The sequence below is a fragment of the Weizmannia sp. FSL W8-1119 genome (genome assembly GCF_038008605.1).
Lineage (GTDB): Bacteria > Bacillota > Bacilli > Bacillales > Bacillaceae_C > Weizmannia > Weizmannia coagulans.
On record NZ_JBBOZL010000001.1, the window covers coordinates 1,368,201 to 1,385,691 of the forward strand.

At 48.1% G+C, this 17,491-nt stretch carries 18 protein-coding genes; 13 read left to right on the forward strand and 5 right to left on the reverse strand.

Features of this window, described 5'->3' with window-relative positions:
* Positions 1-88 precede the first annotated feature (88 nt).
* From NSQ19_RS06540 to NSQ19_RS06550, 3 genes are all read left to right on the forward strand, one after another.
* Complete coding sequence (locus NSQ19_RS06540) at positions 89-1,120, forward strand: polysaccharide pyruvyl transferase family protein (RefSeq protein WP_340702595.1); 1,032 nt, start codon at positions 89-91, stop codon at positions 1,118-1,120.
* 204 nt (positions 1,121-1,324) lie between these two features.
* Positions 1,325-1,462: a hypothetical protein gene (locus NSQ19_RS06545; protein ID WP_017552812.1), complete on the forward strand. Its 138-nt coding sequence runs from the start codon at positions 1,325-1,327 to the stop codon at positions 1,460-1,462.
* A gap of 241 nt (positions 1,463-1,703) precedes the next feature.
* Complete coding sequence (locus NSQ19_RS06550) at positions 1,704-3,101, forward strand: amino acid permease (RefSeq protein ID WP_340702596.1); 1,398 nt, start codon at positions 1,704-1,706, stop codon at positions 3,099-3,101.
* A 30-nt stretch (positions 3,102-3,131) separates the two neighbouring features.
* On the opposite strand, the gene NSQ19_RS06555 is transcribed toward NSQ19_RS06550, so the two are convergent.
* Positions 3,132-4,229 (reverse strand): DUF3900 domain-containing protein, encoded by a 1,098-nt coding sequence (locus tag NSQ19_RS06555; RefSeq protein WP_328194356.1) that lies wholly within the window; start codon positions 4,227-4,229, stop codon positions 3,132-3,134.
* A 141-nt stretch (positions 4,230-4,370) separates the two neighbouring features.
* Here NSQ19_RS06555 and NSQ19_RS06560 point away from each other — a divergent pair, with 141 nt between their 5' ends.
* Positions 4,371-5,189, forward strand: a complete 819-nt coding sequence (locus tag NSQ19_RS06560) for a hypothetical protein (RefSeq protein WP_340702597.1) — start codon at positions 4,371-4,373, stop codon at positions 5,187-5,189.
* Positions 5,190-5,230: 41 nt separating this feature from the next.
* Here the strand turns inward: NSQ19_RS06560 and NSQ19_RS06565 are convergent, their stop codons facing one another.
* On the reverse strand, positions 5,231-6,583 hold the full coding sequence (locus tag NSQ19_RS06565) for an MFS transporter (RefSeq protein ID WP_340702598.1): 1,353 nt from the start codon (positions 6,581-6,583) through the stop codon (positions 5,231-5,233).
* Between the two features lie 386 nt (positions 6,584-6,969).
* On the opposite strand from NSQ19_RS06565, the gene NSQ19_RS06570 reads away from it, so the two are divergent.
* The 3 genes from NSQ19_RS06570 (at position 6,970) to NSQ19_RS06580 (ending at position 11,211) form a co-directional block, all read left to right on the forward strand.
* A complete protein-coding gene (locus tag NSQ19_RS06570; protein WP_029141606.1) occupies positions 6,970-7,284 on the forward strand; it encodes a heme biosynthesis protein HemY in 315 nt (104 codons plus the stop codon).
* 157 nt (positions 7,285-7,441) lie between these two features.
* Positions 7,442-9,193, forward strand: a complete 1,752-nt coding sequence (locus NSQ19_RS06575; RefSeq protein ID WP_029141605.1) for an ABC transporter ATP-binding protein — start codon at positions 7,442-7,444, stop codon at positions 9,191-9,193.
* Positions 9,193-11,211, forward strand: coding sequence for an ABC transporter ATP-binding protein (locus tag NSQ19_RS06580; RefSeq protein WP_340702599.1), 2,019 nt, complete (start codon positions 9,193-9,195; stop codon positions 11,209-11,211). The genes NSQ19_RS06575 and NSQ19_RS06580 overlap by 1 nt, the downstream gene beginning before the upstream one ends.
* Positions 11,212-11,273: 62 nt before the next feature.
* On the opposite strand, the gene NSQ19_RS06585 is transcribed toward NSQ19_RS06580, so the two are convergent.
* Positions 11,274-11,549 carry an alpha/beta-type small acid-soluble spore protein gene (locus tag NSQ19_RS06585; protein WP_013859296.1) on the reverse strand — a complete coding sequence of 92 codons (276 nt, stop codon included), beginning with the start codon at positions 11,547-11,549 and terminating at the stop codon, positions 11,274-11,276.
* A 172-nt stretch (positions 11,550-11,721) separates the two neighbouring features.
* Between NSQ19_RS06585 and NSQ19_RS06590 the strand changes: the two genes are divergently transcribed.
* The 4 genes from NSQ19_RS06590 to NSQ19_RS06605 all read left to right on the forward strand — a co-directional run bounded on the left by NSQ19_RS06590 (position 11,722) and on the right by NSQ19_RS06605 (position 15,140).
* Positions 11,722-12,117, forward strand: a complete 396-nt coding sequence (locus NSQ19_RS06590) for a CidA/LrgA family protein (protein WP_340702600.1) — start codon at positions 11,722-11,724, stop codon at positions 12,115-12,117.
* Positions 12,086-12,766 (forward strand): LrgB family protein, encoded by a 681-nt coding sequence (locus NSQ19_RS06595; RefSeq protein ID WP_195850334.1) that lies wholly within the window; start codon positions 12,086-12,088, stop codon positions 12,764-12,766. Before NSQ19_RS06590 ends, NSQ19_RS06595 begins: the two co-directional genes overlap by 32 nt.
* Before the next feature lie 41 nt (positions 12,767-12,807).
* Positions 12,808-14,427, forward strand: coding sequence for a long-chain fatty acid--CoA ligase (locus NSQ19_RS06600; RefSeq protein ID WP_340702601.1), 1,620 nt, complete (start codon positions 12,808-12,810; stop codon positions 14,425-14,427).
* A 104-nt stretch (positions 14,428-14,531) separates the two neighbouring features.
* The gene (locus tag NSQ19_RS06605) at positions 14,532-15,140 is read left to right on the forward strand and encodes a lytic transglycosylase domain-containing protein (RefSeq protein ID WP_026104550.1); all 609 of its coding nucleotides are present in this window, start codon (positions 14,532-14,534) and stop codon (positions 15,138-15,140) included.
* 32 nt (positions 15,141-15,172) lie between these two features.
* On the opposite strand, the gene NSQ19_RS06610 is transcribed toward NSQ19_RS06605, so the two are convergent.
* On the reverse strand, positions 15,173-15,424 hold the full coding sequence (locus NSQ19_RS06610; protein ID WP_013859301.1) for a GlsB/YeaQ/YmgE family stress response membrane protein: 252 nt from the start codon (positions 15,422-15,424) through the stop codon (positions 15,173-15,175).
* Between the two features lie 168 nt (positions 15,425-15,592).
* On the reverse strand, positions 15,593-15,739 hold the full coding sequence (locus NSQ19_RS06615) for a small acid-soluble spore protein P (protein ID WP_185740933.1): 147 nt from the start codon (positions 15,737-15,739) through the stop codon (positions 15,593-15,595).
* Between the two features lie 97 nt (positions 15,740-15,836).
* Between NSQ19_RS06615 and NSQ19_RS06620 the strand changes: the two genes are divergently transcribed.
* On the forward strand, positions 15,837-16,094 hold the full coding sequence (locus tag NSQ19_RS06620) for a hypothetical protein (RefSeq protein ID WP_061566580.1): 258 nt from the start codon (positions 15,837-15,839) through the stop codon (positions 16,092-16,094).
* Positions 16,095-16,219: 125 nt separating this feature from the next.
* A complete protein-coding gene (locus tag NSQ19_RS06625) occupies positions 16,220-17,464 on the forward strand; it encodes an aminopeptidase (protein ID WP_340702602.1) in 1,245 nt (414 codons plus the stop codon).
* The last annotated feature ends 27 nt before the right edge of the window (positions 17,465-17,491 follow it).

Below are 17,491 nucleotides of genomic sequence, written 5' to 3' on the forward strand. Positions count from 1 at the left end.
CGCTTATCCAAGTGTATTGCCCTTTAGAAAAGGGTACAAGAAATTATCCGGCAAGCATAATCACGTAACGATGACGGAGGGATAATGTATGAGCGAACAAATCCGAAATGGCAAAAAACCGGCAAAGGGGATTGCCCCAAATGTGGAATCCGATGCCTTATACAATGATAAAAGAAAAATTTTCCTCTTTGGTTCCCCAAGCTACACCAATATCGGGGACCAGGCCATTGCCTATGCGGAGGAAAAATTTATCCGCAACCATTTTCCTTATTACGAATACATTGAAATCATGGACTACGCGACGGATGACGGCATTGAATTTGTAAAAAACATCATCGGGAAAGATGACATCGTCTGCTTTACCGGTGGCGGCAATCTCGGCAGCCTCTACCTGGACATTGAAGAAGACCGCCGAAAAGTGATCTCGGCTTTTAAAAATTATAAAACGATCTCTATGCCGCAATCCGTTTATTTTGAACCGACCGAAAAAGGGCAGCGGGAGAAAAGGAAGTCGCAGGAAGCCTATGGCATGAATCCGAATTTGACCATATGTGCCCGCGAATCGCAAAGCCTGCAAATCGTCAAGGAAACCTTTCGTGCCAATGTGTTGTACACCCCCGATATGGTCCTGTCGTTAAAAATTGAGCCGCAGGATCTGGAAGGGGATGGCGTGCTTTTTGTGTTAAGGGCCGATAAAGAAAAAGTGACAGATGAAAATTTTGTTTCCGAGCTCATGGAAAGAGCTGCGAACATCGGGCCTGTTGACCGCACGGATACCGTGTTATCGGAAGTGGACGCGATCGATTACGCAGACAGGGAAAAATATTTTATGAAAATGCTGCACCGGATCGGCTCGCGCAAACTTGTCATTACCGACCGGCTGCACGCGATGATTTTTTCGATTATCACCAGAACGCCGTGCCTCGTATTCGGCAACAGCTACGGGAAAGCAAAACATTCCTATACCGACTGGCTTTCCGGATTGAATTTTATCCAGTATACGGACAAGCAGGATCCAGACGAACTCGAACCGTTGATCGCCCGCCTGCTTCAGACGGAACCGAATGAAATAGATCTGTCGGAAGATTTCCAGGTGCTGCGGGATTATTTTAAATCTTAAACGATGCGTGCCATTCCGATGCCGGCCGCATCAGACACGCTTTTGTGCATGCCTACTCGGCTGGCATCCGCCGGGCTTTTTTAAACAAGGCGTGCATGTTTGCCGCATGCCTGCAAATAGTAAAATAAGCGGGGAAAGCAGGGCGGGGCAGCCTGCTCATGCGCGGCCCGGCTGAACGTCCATCAACCTCGAAGGAGAATGCATATGAAGAAAAAAGATCCTTTTCTGGAAGGCGCGAAAGTCACGAAAGACAACCAAATATACGGGACGCCGAACAGCAAAGCAAAAGACGGAACCGGAAATTCACCGAATGATGATGTAAGAGAAAAAAATAACCGGTAGCCAGACCGGATGCACGGTTTGAATTGGCGGAAAAAGACTGCTCTCTTCATCAGGGGCGGTCTTTTTCTAAAACAAGAAAAAAAGGAATGTTTAAATTATTCTATGATAATAAAATATTTGTTCCTTGTATATAAACAATTGTATTCTGGGTAAAAACATATTACAATTAAAAAGTAATTTGTGACAATGCTATTTTTCTATTTTTTAAGCATGTTTGAAAAAAACAGCGGGAGTGAATGGCGTGGAAGGAAGAGAGTTAAACAGAGGGTTGCATGCGCGGCATATTCAAATGATCGCGATTGGCGGCACAATCGGTGTCGGGTTGTTTATGGGGTCTGCCAGCACCATTAAATGGACAGGTCCGTCCGTGTTGCTCGCGTATGCGATTGCCGGTATTTTTATCTTTTTTATTATGCGTGCAATGGGGGAAATGCTCTACGTTGAGCCAAGCACGGGTTCCTTTGCCACATTCGGCCATCAATACATCCATCCGCTCGCAGGTTTTCTCACAGCCTGGAGCAACTGGTTCCAGTGGGTGATTGTCGGCATGTCGGAAATCATTGCGGTTGGATCTTACATGCAATTTTGGTTTCCGCACCTGCCGGCATGGATTCCGGGGTTTGTAGCCATGGTGATACTCGGAACGGCCAATCTCATATCTGTAAAATCATTTGGGGAGTTTGAGTTCTGGTTTGCAATGATTAAAGTGGTGACGATTATTTTTATGATTATCGCCGGGCTTGCCATCATTTTATTCGGGATCGGCAACGGGGGGCATGCCGTCGGGTTTTCCAATCTGTGGGAGCATGGCGGTTTCTTTACCGGCGGGCTGAAAGGTTTCTTCTTTGCCTTATCTTTGGTAGTGGCAGCCTACCAGGGCGTTGAGCTGATCGGGATTACGGCGGGCGAAGCAAAAGACCCCCGCCATACATTGAAAAATGCGATCCAAAATATCATTTGGCGCATATTGATCTTCTATATTGGCGCCATTTTCGTCATTGTTACGCTTTATCCGTGGAATGAACTGGATTCCATCGGCAGCCCGTTTGTGGCGACTTTTGCAAAAATCGGCATTACGGCCGCAGCCGGCATCATCAATTTTGTTGTCGTCACCGCCGCCTTATCCGGTTGCAACAGCGGCATCTACAGCGCCGGCCGGATGCTGTATACGCTCGGCGTAAACGGCCAGGCGCCGAAGATTTTCACGAAAGTGTCGGGCAACGGCGTCCCGCTTTTAGGTACAATCGGTGTGCTTGCCGGCCTCGTGATTGGTGTGGTGCTAAGCTATATCGCACCGAAAAATCTGTTCGTCTATGTATACAGCGCAAGCGTCCTGCCGGGGATGGTGCCGTGGTTTGTCATTTTAATCAGCCAGATCCAGTTCAGAAAGATGAAAAAGGCTGAAATGAAAAACCATCCGTTTAAAATGCCGTTTGCACCTGTTTCCAACTATGTAACCATTGCATTTTTAATCGCTGTCCTGATCGGCATGTGGTTTAATGATGAAACGAGGATGTCACTTGTTGCGGGTATTGTCTTTCTTGGTCTTGTTACGGTTTGCTATTTTGTTTTCGGCATTGGCCGTTCGGCGGAGCCTGCAGCATCCAAAGGGAAAAAGATACTGGATCACCCCCAATAATGGGCAAAAATAGCGTGCGATTTGCGCACGCTATTTTTGTTCATTTACGATGTCCGTTATCCCGGCTCCGGCTTTCTTCTTCAACCGTCCAAGCACTTTCTCCAGTTCGTCCGGCTGCAGAAATTCAACGGGCGAAAACCCTTTTTCAAAGAGGATGGATTCAGACTCGACGATCGTGATATACCGGTCTCCGATTTTGGCAAGATGGACCGTTTCACCAAAATCAGAAAGGAGGGCATTCACCGAAATATGGTCCAGTTTCATCTGCAAATCGGCTTCCGGAGCGGTTTCGGCAATCTGGGCCGCGGCTTCAATGACCTGTTCCGCCGGCAACCGCTCCTGTAACGCCCGCTTGGGGCTTGCTTCCCAAATCTCAAGTTCTTTTTCCAATTGCTCGTATTCGATGCTGTCTTCATGCAGCACTTCCTGAAAATGTTCTTCCACCATCGTCTTCACTTGCGCTTTCATGATTTCCGGCATCGATTCGCCATATTCCACATACTTTAAAAATTCTTCGAAATAACGGGCGTGGGATGCCTGGTGAATTTTCAGCTCTGATTCTTCAATCATGCCTTCTTCCGGCATATGCGGATACTGGATGGATTTCATGCCTTTTGTGGTAATCGCCATTTCCACTTTTTTCAACAATGTGGATTCATCGGCAATCGCGGCGACTTTCGGTTCGAAATCGCATTTCAACAAAAAAACAAACGGTTCATCGAAGTATTTCCGCATCGTTGCATTTGCGATCAGAAACGCGCCGTCTCTGACAGCATTGGTGTCCAGATAGGCGGCGAGAAAGGCTTCGCTTGCTTTTTGAAAATCACCAATCGTGCCGGCCATGCGCGCACGGTTAAACAAATTGAAGTTCGGGTTGGAGTCAAGGCCGTAGCCCGGTTCCACAATAAAGCGGCCGATTTTCGTCGGTACTTGTTCGGACTTCGGATGCTTATCCACTTTCCTTTTTACGATTTTTTCAAGTTCGCCATCGAGAAAGTCTTTTACGTTACTTATCTCATAATTTTCGCGATCTAAAGTTTGAAAGTGCCTGAACTGTTTTCTCGTTTGTTCGCCCTCCCCGTCTGTCTGGATGACATAAAAGGAAAGGAAATTGATGTTAAAATCCAATCGTTTCACCCGGTTTCTCTTTTTTCACTGAGCACTATTTTACTTGAAAAAACGGTTTTCCACAATGTGCTTGCTGGACGCGGATGATTTGCGGGATTAAAATGGATAGGAAAACGGATTTTTGAAAAAAGAGGTGGAGATTTGCAAACCTTTTTACATATTCTGCTTTTAAGTATGGTTGAACTTGTCAACCTGCTTGGAACGATCATTGTGGTCGGGTTTGTGCTCGGTTTTTTGGAAAAGCGGGCAACGGCCTTCATTTACCACGTTTTCGGGTGGAAGGGGATTGCGGTGACGGCATGGCTCGGTACGCCGGTCCATGAATTTAGCCATGCCTTGATGTGCGGCATTTTCAGGCATGAAATTGTCGAGATCAAATGGCTCCAGCTGAAAAGCGGTGATGGCACGCTTGGGTATGTAAGCCACCAATACAACCCGGGCAGCATTTACCAGAAAATCGGAAATTTTTTCATTGGAACTGCCCCGGTGTATATCGGCATTTTGATTTTGTCGCTAGGCATGTATGTTTTATTGCCGGATACATACCGGCCGTTCATGCAGGCAATCAGGACAGGGCTTCATCCGTATTCCGGCCTCGAAAGTTTCTTTGCATTTTTTGGCCATTCTATCGGCGCACTCGCCAGCTATCTTTTTTCAATCGAAAACTTGATGAACCCCCGTTTTTGGATTTTTGCCATTGCCGGCATTTGCATTTCCTCGCATATTTCGTTGAGCACCGCGGATTTAAAAGGGGCATGGAACGGCTGCCTGTCAATTTTTGGTTTTCTTGTTTTCCTGAATGTGGCCGGTTTTCTCTTCGGATTCCGGACAAGCGGCCTGATTGCGCGCATCTCGGCTTATAATTCATATATTTTGGCGTTTTCAGGCATTGCGTTTCTGTTTTCTTTAATTTGGATGAGCATTGGTTTGCTCTCTATTTTGGCAAAAAAGAGGCGGTAAGGAAAAAACGCGGCATGCTTCCTTTTGCCGCGTTTTTTCTGTTATACTGCCCGGGCACGCGCCGTTTTTAAGCTGAGCAGAAAGAAAAATGCGCTCACTGCAATTAAAACAGCTGACAGGATAAGAAAACGGGCTGTTGACATGCCACTTGCGAACACAACGCCGAGCACGACGGACGACAGGATCGAGCCTAAATACCGGCATGTTTGGAAAAGGCCGGAGCTTGTGCCGACCATGGTTTCGGGCGATTCGTTCAGCATCGCCGCCTGCAGCGCAACATTACCGATCCCGTAACCGATGCCCAGGATAAACAGAATCACACCCATCAGCCAGACCGGGGCATGGATAAAGAAAAATGCCATGAAAACGGCGCCGGCAATCATGGTTAAAGCACCGATACGGATCGGCCCGGCGGTTCCGGCATGGTCGATCCATTTGCCCGAAACGAGGGAAATGAGGATGCTTGCGCCGGACATAAAGAGCATCATGAACCCGCTGGTGTGCACGCTGAAATGGAGCCCGTCCTGGTAGAAGCTCGGCAGCCCGAAGAACAAACAGTAATTGAATAAATTCAACACGATAAATTGCAAATACACAACAGAGAGGGACCGGTGTTTGTATAAAAAGCGGACATCAATAAACGGACGGTCCGTTCTGGTTTCATAGATCACAAATAGGACAAGCAGCACAATGCCTGCCGCACCGGTCCAAATATGGACAGATGATTCCAGTTCCAGCAGAAAATACAAAAGCAGCACAAGCCCGGCAGCAAACAGGAAAATGCCGGTCCAGTCGAGCTCGTGCACAACATCTTTGAAAGAAGCATGCCTGTTCTCCGGATCTTTCGGGAAGATAAACCAGCCAAGCAGAAAACTAATCAAGATAAAAGGAAAGTTCACGAGAAAAATCGACGGCCAGCCGCCAATCCCGATTAAAATCCCGCCGGCAGTCGGCCCGAGCGCCGTCATGGCCGACGCAAAAATGGAAAGGACAGCAAGCGCCGAGGCCTGGTTTTCATGAATATGGGTACGAATCAGTGCGACACCGGACGGATAAATGGCACTGGAACCGATCGATTGGAAAAGCCGCATGAGAAGCAGCACGAAAAAGGCCGGTGCAAGCGGCGCGCCGATTGCCGAAACGGCAACAAGCAACAGCCCTGCAAGAAACATTTTTTTGCGCCCGATCATATCGCCGATTTTTCCGGTTACAGGCTGGGCAACCGCGCTTGCCAAATAAAAGGATGAAATGAGCCACGACACAGTTGAAAAACTCAAATGGAAATCTTTTTGGATGCTGTGAAGGGCGAGCGAGATCATCGATGAATTCAGCGGGTTCAGCATCGTACCGGAAGCGATGGCCGTTAAAAAAACCGTTCTTTTGGATAAAGCCATAACAATCCCCCTCGCTTCAGATGAAAGACTTCTTTCTACAGAATATCCTTTTCATTTTCTTTCATGCCCGTTCAAAAACAGAAGTATCATACAACAAATATTTCGAGTGTGCAAATATTATGCCAGTGAAGATCCGGTATCCCGGCCTGAATCTGGCCAGGCCCGGGAGTGCAGCTGAAACAAGCCATCATGGCAAGCCCTCTAAAGCCGTATAAATTCAGCCAATACTGCAGGAAAACACCGGCTGTTTGCTTGGTAAACTTAATTACAGAGCAGTTTGTCCTGTGAGTATATATTCGCCACATCACACGAAGCATTCCGGTTTGCGATTTCCGTTTTTTCTGTCATAATAAAGAAACAAAAACAAGAAGAATTGAGGTAGGAACATGAACGTTAAAATCAATCGGAATGCCGCAAAAATGTTAAAAAAAATATTGGATGAAGGAGATGCGGAAGGAAAAATGATCCGCGTCTTTGTGGCCCAGATGCACGGCGACCATGCCCATTACGATATTACGCTGGATACGCCGGGAGAACAGGATGAAATTGTCAAAACGGATAAGGGCATTGATATTTTGCTTGATTCGCGCGATCCGTATTTGGACGGCATCTGGATCCAGTATTTTTACGTGCCGCAGGAAGAATTCGTGATTACAAACCCGAGGATTGAACGCGAACACGGTCATCACCATCACCATTGATTTTTTTGAACTTTATGCTGAAGGGCTGTGCTTTTCCAGGCTATGGACATTTTGAAAAAGGGGATGAAGAGGATGAAGAATAATCCGGTTTTGCTATTGTCTTACGGAGAGAAAAAAGGCGGTTAGAGAACAGAAATGACGGGAGGAGGACGACGGTTTGTTTAGTGTACTGGGGAAATTAGGCTGGTTTTTTAAAGCATATTGGAAAAGATATGCGATTGCAGTGCTTGCACTTTCGGTTGTCAACTTGCTGGAAGTGCTCCCGCCGATGATTCTCGGCGATTCCATTGATAAAATATTCACCGGGGAGATGACAGCGCACATTTTTTCCCTCTATATCGGCGTTATGCTGGCGATTGCAGCTGCCCTTTACGGCCTGACCTATATATGGCAGTATAACTTGTTCGGCGGGGCGTTTATCGTGGAAAAAATGCTGCGGTCCCGGTTAATGAACCATTTTTTAAAAATGGCGCCCCCTTTTTTTGAACGGAACCGTACGGGCGATCTTATGGCGCGGGCGACGAATGATTTGCGGGCAGTATCCCAGACAGCGGGTTTCGGGATTCTGACGCTTGTTGATTCAACAATGTATATGCTGACCATTATTCTGACCATGGCCGTGCTGATCTCATGGAAGTTAACGCTCGTTTCGATCTTGCCGCTTCCGTTTCTGGCAGCCGGCATTAAAGTGCTGGGAGAGAAAATCCATAAACGCTTTACAGTCGCCCAGGACGCCTTCGGGGATTTAAATAACCGGGTGCTGGAGTCGGTTGCCGGCGTCCGTGTCATCCGTGCTTATAACCAGGAAAAAGCGGACGTATCAAGATTCCGGGCGATGACGGAGGACGTTTATCAAAAAAACATTGCGGTCGAAAAAATTGACGCGCTTTTTAACCCGCTGACAAAGATCATTACCGGGATGAGTTACACGATCGGCCTTGCTTACGGCACTTATCTCGTTTTTCACCAGCAAATTACACTTGGAAATCTTGTTTCCTTTAATGTCTATTTGGGCATGCTGACATGGCCGATGTTTGCGATCGGGGAATTAATGAATGTCATGCAGCGCGGCAATGCTTCGCTGGATCGTGTAAATGAAACATTGCGGTATGCGGAAGATGTAAAAGACCCGGAAAACCCGAAAACGGTTGAACAGCCGGATATCATAGAATTTGCCGATTATACTTTCCACTATCCGAAGTCGCGGGAAGAGAACCTGAAGCATATTCATTTAAAGATCAAAAAAGGGGAGACGGTCGGAATCACCGGCAAAACCGGCAGCGGAAAAACAACGTTGATCAAACAGCTGTTGCGCGAATACCCGCTTGGAAGCGGCCGGCTGCTTGTGTCCGGCGTCCCGATTGAACAACTGAGCAAAGAAGAAGTGTTAGGCTGGATCGGGTATGTGCCGCAGGACCATGTGCTTTTCTCCAGAACGGTGAAAGAAAACATTCTGTTCGGTACCGATTCGGCTGGGGAAGCGGAACTGCAGAAAGCAATCCGGACCGCATCGCTTGAAAAAGATATTGAAATGCTCCCGGACGGCCTTGAAACGCTTGTCGGCGAAAAAGGGGTGGCTTTATCAGGCGGGCAGAAACAGCGGATCTCGATTGCACGGGCCGTCATAAAAGATCCGGAAATTCTGATCCTGGATGACGCGCTGTCCGCTGTCGATGCCAAGACCGAGGCGTCCATTATTGCGAACATCCGGAAAGAGCGGAAAAATAAAACGACCATCATCGCGACCCACCGGCTGTCGGCGATTGAACACGCCCAGTGGATTGTCGTCCTCGATAACGGCCTTATCACAGAGGAAGGGACGCACGAACAGCTGTTGAAAAACAAGGGCTGGTATTACGAACAGTACATGCGCCAACAGCTCAAGTCCCGTGAGGAGGTGGAAGCATAATGGCTGCAAAACGGCTTTTCCGCTATGCGATGAACTTTAAAAGTTCCATTTTGATTGCGCTCGCGGCCCTTATGGTTGCCGTTGGGGCGGATGTGTTCAGCCCGATCGTGGCAAAAACGATGATTGACCGCCATATCACCGGCATTGAAAGCGTATGGGTGGAGACCCATGATGCCCGCCAGGCGGTTTCTTATCACGGCCGCCATTACAAACGGCTTGTTTATGCTTCCGCTGAGGAGAAAAAAGGAAAGAAGCGGACGATTGTCCAGGCAGGAAGAAACTTTTATTTCGTAAAAGGCCGTGTTGAAACCGGCGGGAAAAATACGTACCGGGACGGAAAACTGTATATGACCTATAATGGCAAAACGGCTTCTTACCGGGCGGAAAAGATATCCTATGCGGGCGTGCTCCGCTTTTACAGCCCGGAAATCCCGTATATTTTGAAACTGTTAATCTTGTATTTCGGCCTTTATGTTGTGTCGGGATTCGGCCAGTTTACGCAATATTTTTATTTGCAAAAAGCTGCAAACCGGATTATCCAGAAAATGCGGAATGACCTTTTTATCCACTTGCAAAAATTGCCGATCCCATTTTTTGACAACCTGCCGGCCGGAAAGATTGTCTCGCGCATCACCAATGATACGGAAGCCATCCACGAATTGTATGTGGCCGTGCTGTCAAACTTTTTCAGCGGCCTGGTTTATATTGCCGGCATTTATATTGCGATGTTTTTGCTCGACTGGAAACTTGCGCTTGTCTGCCTGTTGTTAATGCCCATTTTATGGCTGTGGATGCGGGTATACCGGAAGTTTGCCCAGCAGTACAACCGGATGATCCGTTCGAAAGTGAGCGAAATGAATGCCATGATCAATGAGTCGATCCAGGGCATGCCGGTCATTCAGGCTTTCCGGCGCGAAAAGCAAACGAAGGAAACCTTTGAACAGCTGAATCGGACGCATTTTAAATACCAGAACAAAATGCTGATGTTAAACGCCTTGTCGTCCCATAATTTAACCGGCATTTTAAAAAATCTCGTGCTTGTGGCGTTTCTCTGGTATTTCGGGCACAGCGCCCTTTCCGGTTTGTCAGCCGGGCTCTCCGTCGGCCTTTTGTATGCCTATGTGGACTATATTAACCGGCTGTTTAACCCGATCAGCAATATTGTCAACCAGTTCAGCAATCTTGAGCAGGCGCTTGTTGCCGGCGAACGTGTTTTCAGGCTGCTGGACGAAAAAGGCGAGGATGCGGAGGCGAAATCCGTACCGCGCTTTAAAGGGCATGTGGAGTTCCGGCACGTCTTTTTCGGCTACAAAGAAAACGAATATGTGCTGAAAGACATTGACTTTGAGGCAAAGCCGGGTGAAACGGTCGCGCTTGTCGGCCATACCGGATCCGGGAAAAGTTCCATTATGAATGTGCTGTTCCGTTTTTACGACTGTAATGAAGGAGAAATCCGGATTGACGGGACGGATATCCGGTCGCTTCCGCGGCAGGCCGTCCGTGAACATATGGCGATCGTGCTGCAGGACCCGTATTTGTTTACCGGCACGATTTATTCAAATGTCAGCCTCGGGGACCCGCGGATTACAAGAGAAAAAGCGGCTGCCGTGTTAAAAGCGGTCGGCGCCGATCAAGTGATCGGAAATCTGGAAGAAGGGCTCGATGAACCGGTCTTTGAAAAGGGGAGCACTTTATCGAGCGGGCAGCGCCAGCTCATCTCGTTTGCCCGCGCACTTGCTTTTGACCCGGCTATCTTAATTCTTGATGAGGCGACGTCCAATATTGATACGGAAACGGAATTGGCCATCCAGCATGCCATGGATGTCCTGAAAAAAGGAAGGACCACGTTTATCATTGCCCACCGGCTTTCCACCATCAAAAATGCCGACCAAATTTTGGTGTTGGACCGCGGCCGGATTGTGGAGCGCGGAAGCCATGAAGAGCTGATGGAAAGAAAAGGGAAGTATTATCAAATGTACCAAATGCAGCATTCAGGCGGAACGGAAGCAGCCGGATAAATCCGGCAAGGCGAAGCGAAATCTGTACTATAACAAACGGGCAGGGAAATTCTCTGCCCGTTTTATTTTTTCTTTAATTGTTCCTGGGCTATCCGGACCAGTTCTTTCACCATGTTTCCGCCGATCGGCCCGCCGACTTTCCCGGCCTGTTCAGCCGTCAGTTTGCCGTTATAGCCTTTTTGAAGCGGAATGCCGCGTTCACTGGCCACCTCGTATTTGATATCGTCCGGGTGGTCCGTATCGGTACGATATCCTTCTTTGGCCATCACTTCGGTTTTGAACCGGTCAAGCGCGCTTCTTGATTCTGCGATAAGCGGTTTTCTTTTTCGTTTTGGCATGCGGATTCCCTCCCCTTAATAGGATGCGGATGGCCAGCTGCCTTTATGCGCCGGGGAGAAAAAACGAAAAATGTTTTTTTTGAAAAAATCATACAGGATATTTAAAATCTGTATGGAATATTTGTATAATAAGAACTGTAATAATACAGCAAATAAAAAGGGAGTATGCAACGTGAAAAAAGCAGTAATTGGTGCATTGCAGATCGGGTTGCTCTGGGTCATTTACGAAATCGGGCTGGAAGCAGTCAAAATCCTGCATTTGCCGGTACCGGGGAATGTATTTGGCATGTTGGTGCTGTTTCTTTTATTGATCACGGGCATTTTGAAACTGCAGTGGATCGATACGGGCGCAACATGGATTTTAAAACATTTATCCTTCTTTTTTATTCCGATTTCCGTCGGGCTGATGTCGCTCGGTTCATTTTTCCTCCATAATGGCGTGGTGCTGATCGTGATACTGGCTGTCAGCGCGGTAGCCGGCATTGTAGGGACGGGGATGTCCGCCCAGCTTTTGGCAAGGAGGCGTGAGGCAAGCCATGAGCAGCAGTTACGCCGTGACACTTTATAGCATTTTCATCACCGTTTTCGTTTACCTGCTGTCGTTGCGGTTATCGAGAAGGTTTCCTTCCCCGTTCACAACGCCTGTATTTTTCAGTACGGTGGTATTGATCGTGCTATTGGCCTCAAGCCATATATCCTATAAAGCGTATCTTCCCGCAAAAGGGGTCATGACCTATTTTCTCGGCCCGGCCACCGTTGCGTTGGCTGTGCCGCTTTATAAAAACAGGGCGATTCTTGCGCGCTATTTTCTGCCGGTTGTCGGCGGCATTCTTTCAGGCAGCATGCTGACTGTCGGGACCGCCCTCGCCCTGGCCAAAGTTTTTCAGCTGTCGCACAATATTTTTGCTTCCCTTGCCGTGAAATCCGTCACCGTGCCGGTTGCAAGCGAGGTAGCAAAAATCATCGGCGGCAATGAGGTGCTGGTCGCCGGGTTTGTGATGATTACCGGGATGATCGGCGCCATGTTCGGCCTGAAGCTCTTATCTTTGGCGCGCGTCCACGACCCGGTATCGCGGGGCCTTGCGCTCGGCACGATTTCCCATGGGATCGGAACGGGGGAAGCCGTGAAGGAAGGGGAGCTGCAAGGTGCCGTATCAGGGGTGGCAATGGGGATGGCCGCCATTTTAACTTCTTTTATCCTGCCATGGTTGTTCTAAACCGGGATAAATATATATTACAGCTAAAGGGGTAGATACTGATGATGAAGACGCCGCTTCTGCTTTCTACTATGATCGAGAGGGCTGAACGCTATTTTCCCGAAAAATATGTTATTTCACGGACACACACCGGGATTCAGCGGATTCCGTATCGTGAAATTGCAAAACGGACACGCCGGCTTGCCAGTGCGCTGGAAAAACTCGGGATGAAAAAAGGAGACCGGGTTGGTACGTTTGCATGGAACCACCACCGCCATTTAGAGGCCTATTTTGCCGTGCCATGCCGTGGGGCTGTCCTTCATATGGTTAACATCCGTTTGTCAGAAGACCACCTCACCCATGTCATTAACCATGCGGAAGATAAAATTTTGCTTATTGATGTAGATCTCGTTCCGGTGATTGAAAAAATCCGGGATCGCCTGAAAACGGTCGAGCATTTTATCATTATGAGCGATGAGAAGGCGATTCCGGAAACTACCTTGTTTCCTGTCTCCTCTTATGAAGCCATCCTGGAAGAAGGCGATGAGCGTTATCCGTTTTTACACGACCTTGATGAACATGCGCCAGCCGCGATGTGCTACACGTCGGCAACGACCGGCTATCCGAAAGGGGTTGTCTATTCCCACCGCGGCCTTTATTTGCACAGCATGGCGCTCGGGCTTAGTGACCAGCTCAGCGTTCAGGAACGCGACGTCGCCATGACGGTCGTTCCGATGTTTCATGTCAATGCCTGGGGCCTTCCCTATGCAGCCACCTGGTTCGGGGCAACCCAGGTGCTGCCGGGGCCTTCTTTTACACCGGAAATTCTCGCACAGCTCATTGAAAAAGAAAAAGTCACGATGACAGCAGGCGTCCCGACGATTTGGATCGGCATGCTGAAAGTGCTGCAGGAAAAGCCGTATGATATCAGCAGCCTCCGCCTGATCGTAAGCGGGGGTGCGGCATCGCCTAAGGGATTGATCCGTGCTTACGAGGAAACGTACAAAGTGCCGTTTATGACCGGCTACGGGATGACGGAAACGACCCCGGTTGTTTCGCTGGCCACGTTAAAAAGCAGTATGGACTCATTTACCGTGGACGAAATTGTGGATGTGAGAGGAAAAACCGGGCTGCCTGTTCCCGGTGTTGAGGTAAAAGTCGTCAATGAGAACGGGGAAGTGCCATGGGACGGAAAAACAATGGGAGAACTGACCGTAAGAGGGCCGTGGATCGCGGATGAATATTACTGTGACGAGCGCACGCAGGAAGCATTCAGGGACGGCTGGCTGTATACCGGGGATATTGCGGTCGTGGACCAGGATGGGTACCTGAAGATTACCGACCGGACAAAAGATCTGATCAAAAGCGGCGGTGAATGGATTTCTTCTGTGGAAATTGAAAACGCTCTCATGTCGCATGAAGCGGTCTTTGAAGCAGCCGTCATTGCCGTTCCCCACCCGAAATGGCAGGAACGCCCGCTCGGCTGTGTGGTTTTAAAAAGCGGATATGAAAACAAAATCACGGCCGCGGAACTAAAAGATTATTTAAAAACCCAATTTGCCTCATGGTGGGTCCCGGACGACATTTTGTTTATGAAAGAAATCCCGAAAACGTCCGTCGGCAAGTTTTTAAAACGGGCATTGCGCGAACAGCTTGAGGACCATTATGCAGGCGTGCAGTAATGCATGTGGGAAAAAGCCGGAATCTTCCTATGGATTTCGGCTTTTTCATTCGATAATATAAAGGGGAGAGGTTTTAACGGAATGACGAAAGGATTCAAATGGAAATGCCCAAAACATGGAAGAAAAAGAAGCGGAACCGGGGTAAAACGTGGATCGTCCTGCTTATTCCGGTCATCGTGTTAAGCGCCTATTTTATTTTCGAAGAGAACATCCAGAAAAAAACGAATCCCCAAATCCCTGAAAAATATTTGTCCATCTATTTGGAAGCGGAGAAAATATACGGGGTTCCCTGGTATGTGCTTGCCGCTCATCACCGGGTGGAAACCAGGTTTTCAACGATGAAGCCGATGGTCTCGCCGGCCGGCGCCCAAGGCCCGATGCAATTTATGCCGTGCACATTTGTCGGCTGGAAACATCCGTCATGCAGCGGCCTTGGAAAAGGAGACATCCCGAAAAATGAAGAAACGAACCCGGCTGTCATCAAAAAATACGGAGGATATGGCGTCGATGCGGACGGGGACGGGAAAGCAGACCCGTTTAACGATAAAGATGCGATTTTCAGCGCGGCAAATTATTTGTCGAAAAACGGGGCGGCAAACGGGCAGATTCAAAAAGCGGTTTTTGCGTATAACCACAGCCGTAAATACGTGTCCGAAGTGATGCATTATGTACACCTTTATCAAAAAGAAGGTTTAGAAAAAGCAAGCAAGTAAAAAAGGGCGGTTCTGGCCGCCCTTTTTTACGGTTATGCTTTTCTTGCTATTCTTAAAATGAAGCTTAACACAAAGACGAGAATGATCGCCCCGATTAAAGCAGGTATGATGGCCATCCCTGCAATATGCGGCCCCCAATTCCCGAAAATTGCGCCGCCAAGCCATGCACCGACAATCCCAGCAATAATATTTCCGATAATTCCGCCTGGGATGTCCCGGCCCATGATCAATCCTGCAAGCCATCCGATAATCCCACCTACGATTAAATATAGAATAAACGACATTTTCACATTCCTCCTGTTAACTTAAGTTTCATGTCTTTTTATCGAACTTGGTGTACTTATTACCTTTTTTGTACCAGACTAAACATGCGCAGGCGTATTCTAAAACGTCTAAAATGACAAATATGCGGCACTTTTCAGGGGAAAGCCGGCAATCCTTTGGTTTAAAGTTTACATATCATGACCGGGATTATGCTTTTGCCTTGAATGATTCCGGTTTTTAACCTTTTTTGAGCCGCTTAACGGTTCCGGCTGCCCGCTGTTGGTTGTTTTTGGCTGGTTTCTGCGTATATCATTTCCATCATTTTTATTCACCATTTTCATCCCTCCAACTATACAATTTGCTTTTTGCAAAGCGGTTATGCAGCATATCATGAAAAAATTGAACATACTATCTTTTGAAGGAGAGATGACAATGCCTTACCATAAAGACAAACAGCAGGCGTTTCAAGCGGCCGGGCAGCACATGGCCCTGGCGGAAGACATCCTGCAGAATTTGGACATGGGCAGTGAAGATGCCGGGCACCAGCTCGCCCATTTGAAAGAAGAAATCAACGAAACGTACCAGGAGATCGAAAATGCGCTCGAAGTGGCGAGCGAAACGCAACGGGTGCAATTGGAACAGTTCCGGCGCGATTTGGATAAAATCGTAAAACATACAGGTTTGCATTAAAGCGGGGAGAAAGATCCCTGCTTTTTTTCATCTGCGCCCGGATCTGGTATAATATAGAATGGTATCAAGCCTGCGACCGGGCGGGGTTCATACATATGAAAAATAATAAACAGGAGGGAATCGAAATGGCTTTGCCAAATTTTGAACAGAATTTACAAAAATATGCGAAATTGCTCGTGACAAAGGGCATCAATGTAAAGCAGGGCGACTGGGTAAAAGTATATATTGCAGTCGACCAGGCAAAACTTGCGCGCCTTGTCGTAAAAGAAGCGTATGCACTGGGCGCGGAAAAAGTAATCGTCGAATGGTCGGATGATGAAATTACAAAGCAGCATTACCTGAACCAGCCGCAGGAAGTGCTGACGCATATTCCGGATTACAAAATTGCCGAGACGGAAGACCATGTGCTCAACCATAAAGTGAGCCGGCTGTCTATTCTTTCCAGCGACCCCGGCCTGCTCAATGAGGTCGATCCGCACAAAGTGGCCGCTTATCAAAATACAGCGGCGAAAGCTTTCAAAGCGCAGCGGGTTGCAACGCAAAATGACGATATCAAATGGACGGTTGCTGCAGCGGCGGGGGCCGGATGGGCAAAAGCAGTGTTTTCGGATTTAGAAACCGAAGAAGCACAGGTCGATGCGCTTTGGGACCAGATTTTTAAAACATGCCGTGTCTATGCGGACGACCCGGTTGCCGCCTGGGAACAACATAAACAGAAGTTAAATGAAAAAGCGGCGAAGCTAAACGGCATTCAATTCGATGCCCTTCATTATACGGCGCCGGGAACGGACCTTACACTCGGCCTTCCAAAAAACCATATTTGGGCCAGTGCGGGCAGCGTGAACCCGAAAGGCGAAGAATTCATTGCTAATATGCCGACAGAGGAAGTGTTTACTGCACCGGATACGCACAGGATGGAAGGCGTCGTGCGCAGCACAAAACCTTTAAGTTATGCAGGCACTTTAATCGAAGGCATTGTTGTCCATTTCAAAGACGGGAAAATTGTCGATATTTCTGCTGAAAAAGGCGAAGAAGCGATCAAAAAACTCGTATTTGAAAACGAAGGTGCAACAGGGCTCGGGGAAGTTGCGCTTGTACCGGATCCGTCGCCGATTTCACAGTCCGGCATTACATTTTTCAATACATTGTTTGACGAGAATGCCTCGAACCACCTGGCCATTGGTGCAGCCTATCCGACAACGATCCAGGGCGGCACGAAAATGAGCGAAGAAGAACTGTTAAAACACGGCATGAATGTCTCCAATGTCCACGTTGACTTCATGATCGGCTCTGCTGATATGAATATTGACGGCATCAAGCAGGATGGAACCGTTGTGCCGGTATTCCGCAATGGGGACTGGGCCATCTAAAGAAAAACATCAGAAAAACATCAATAT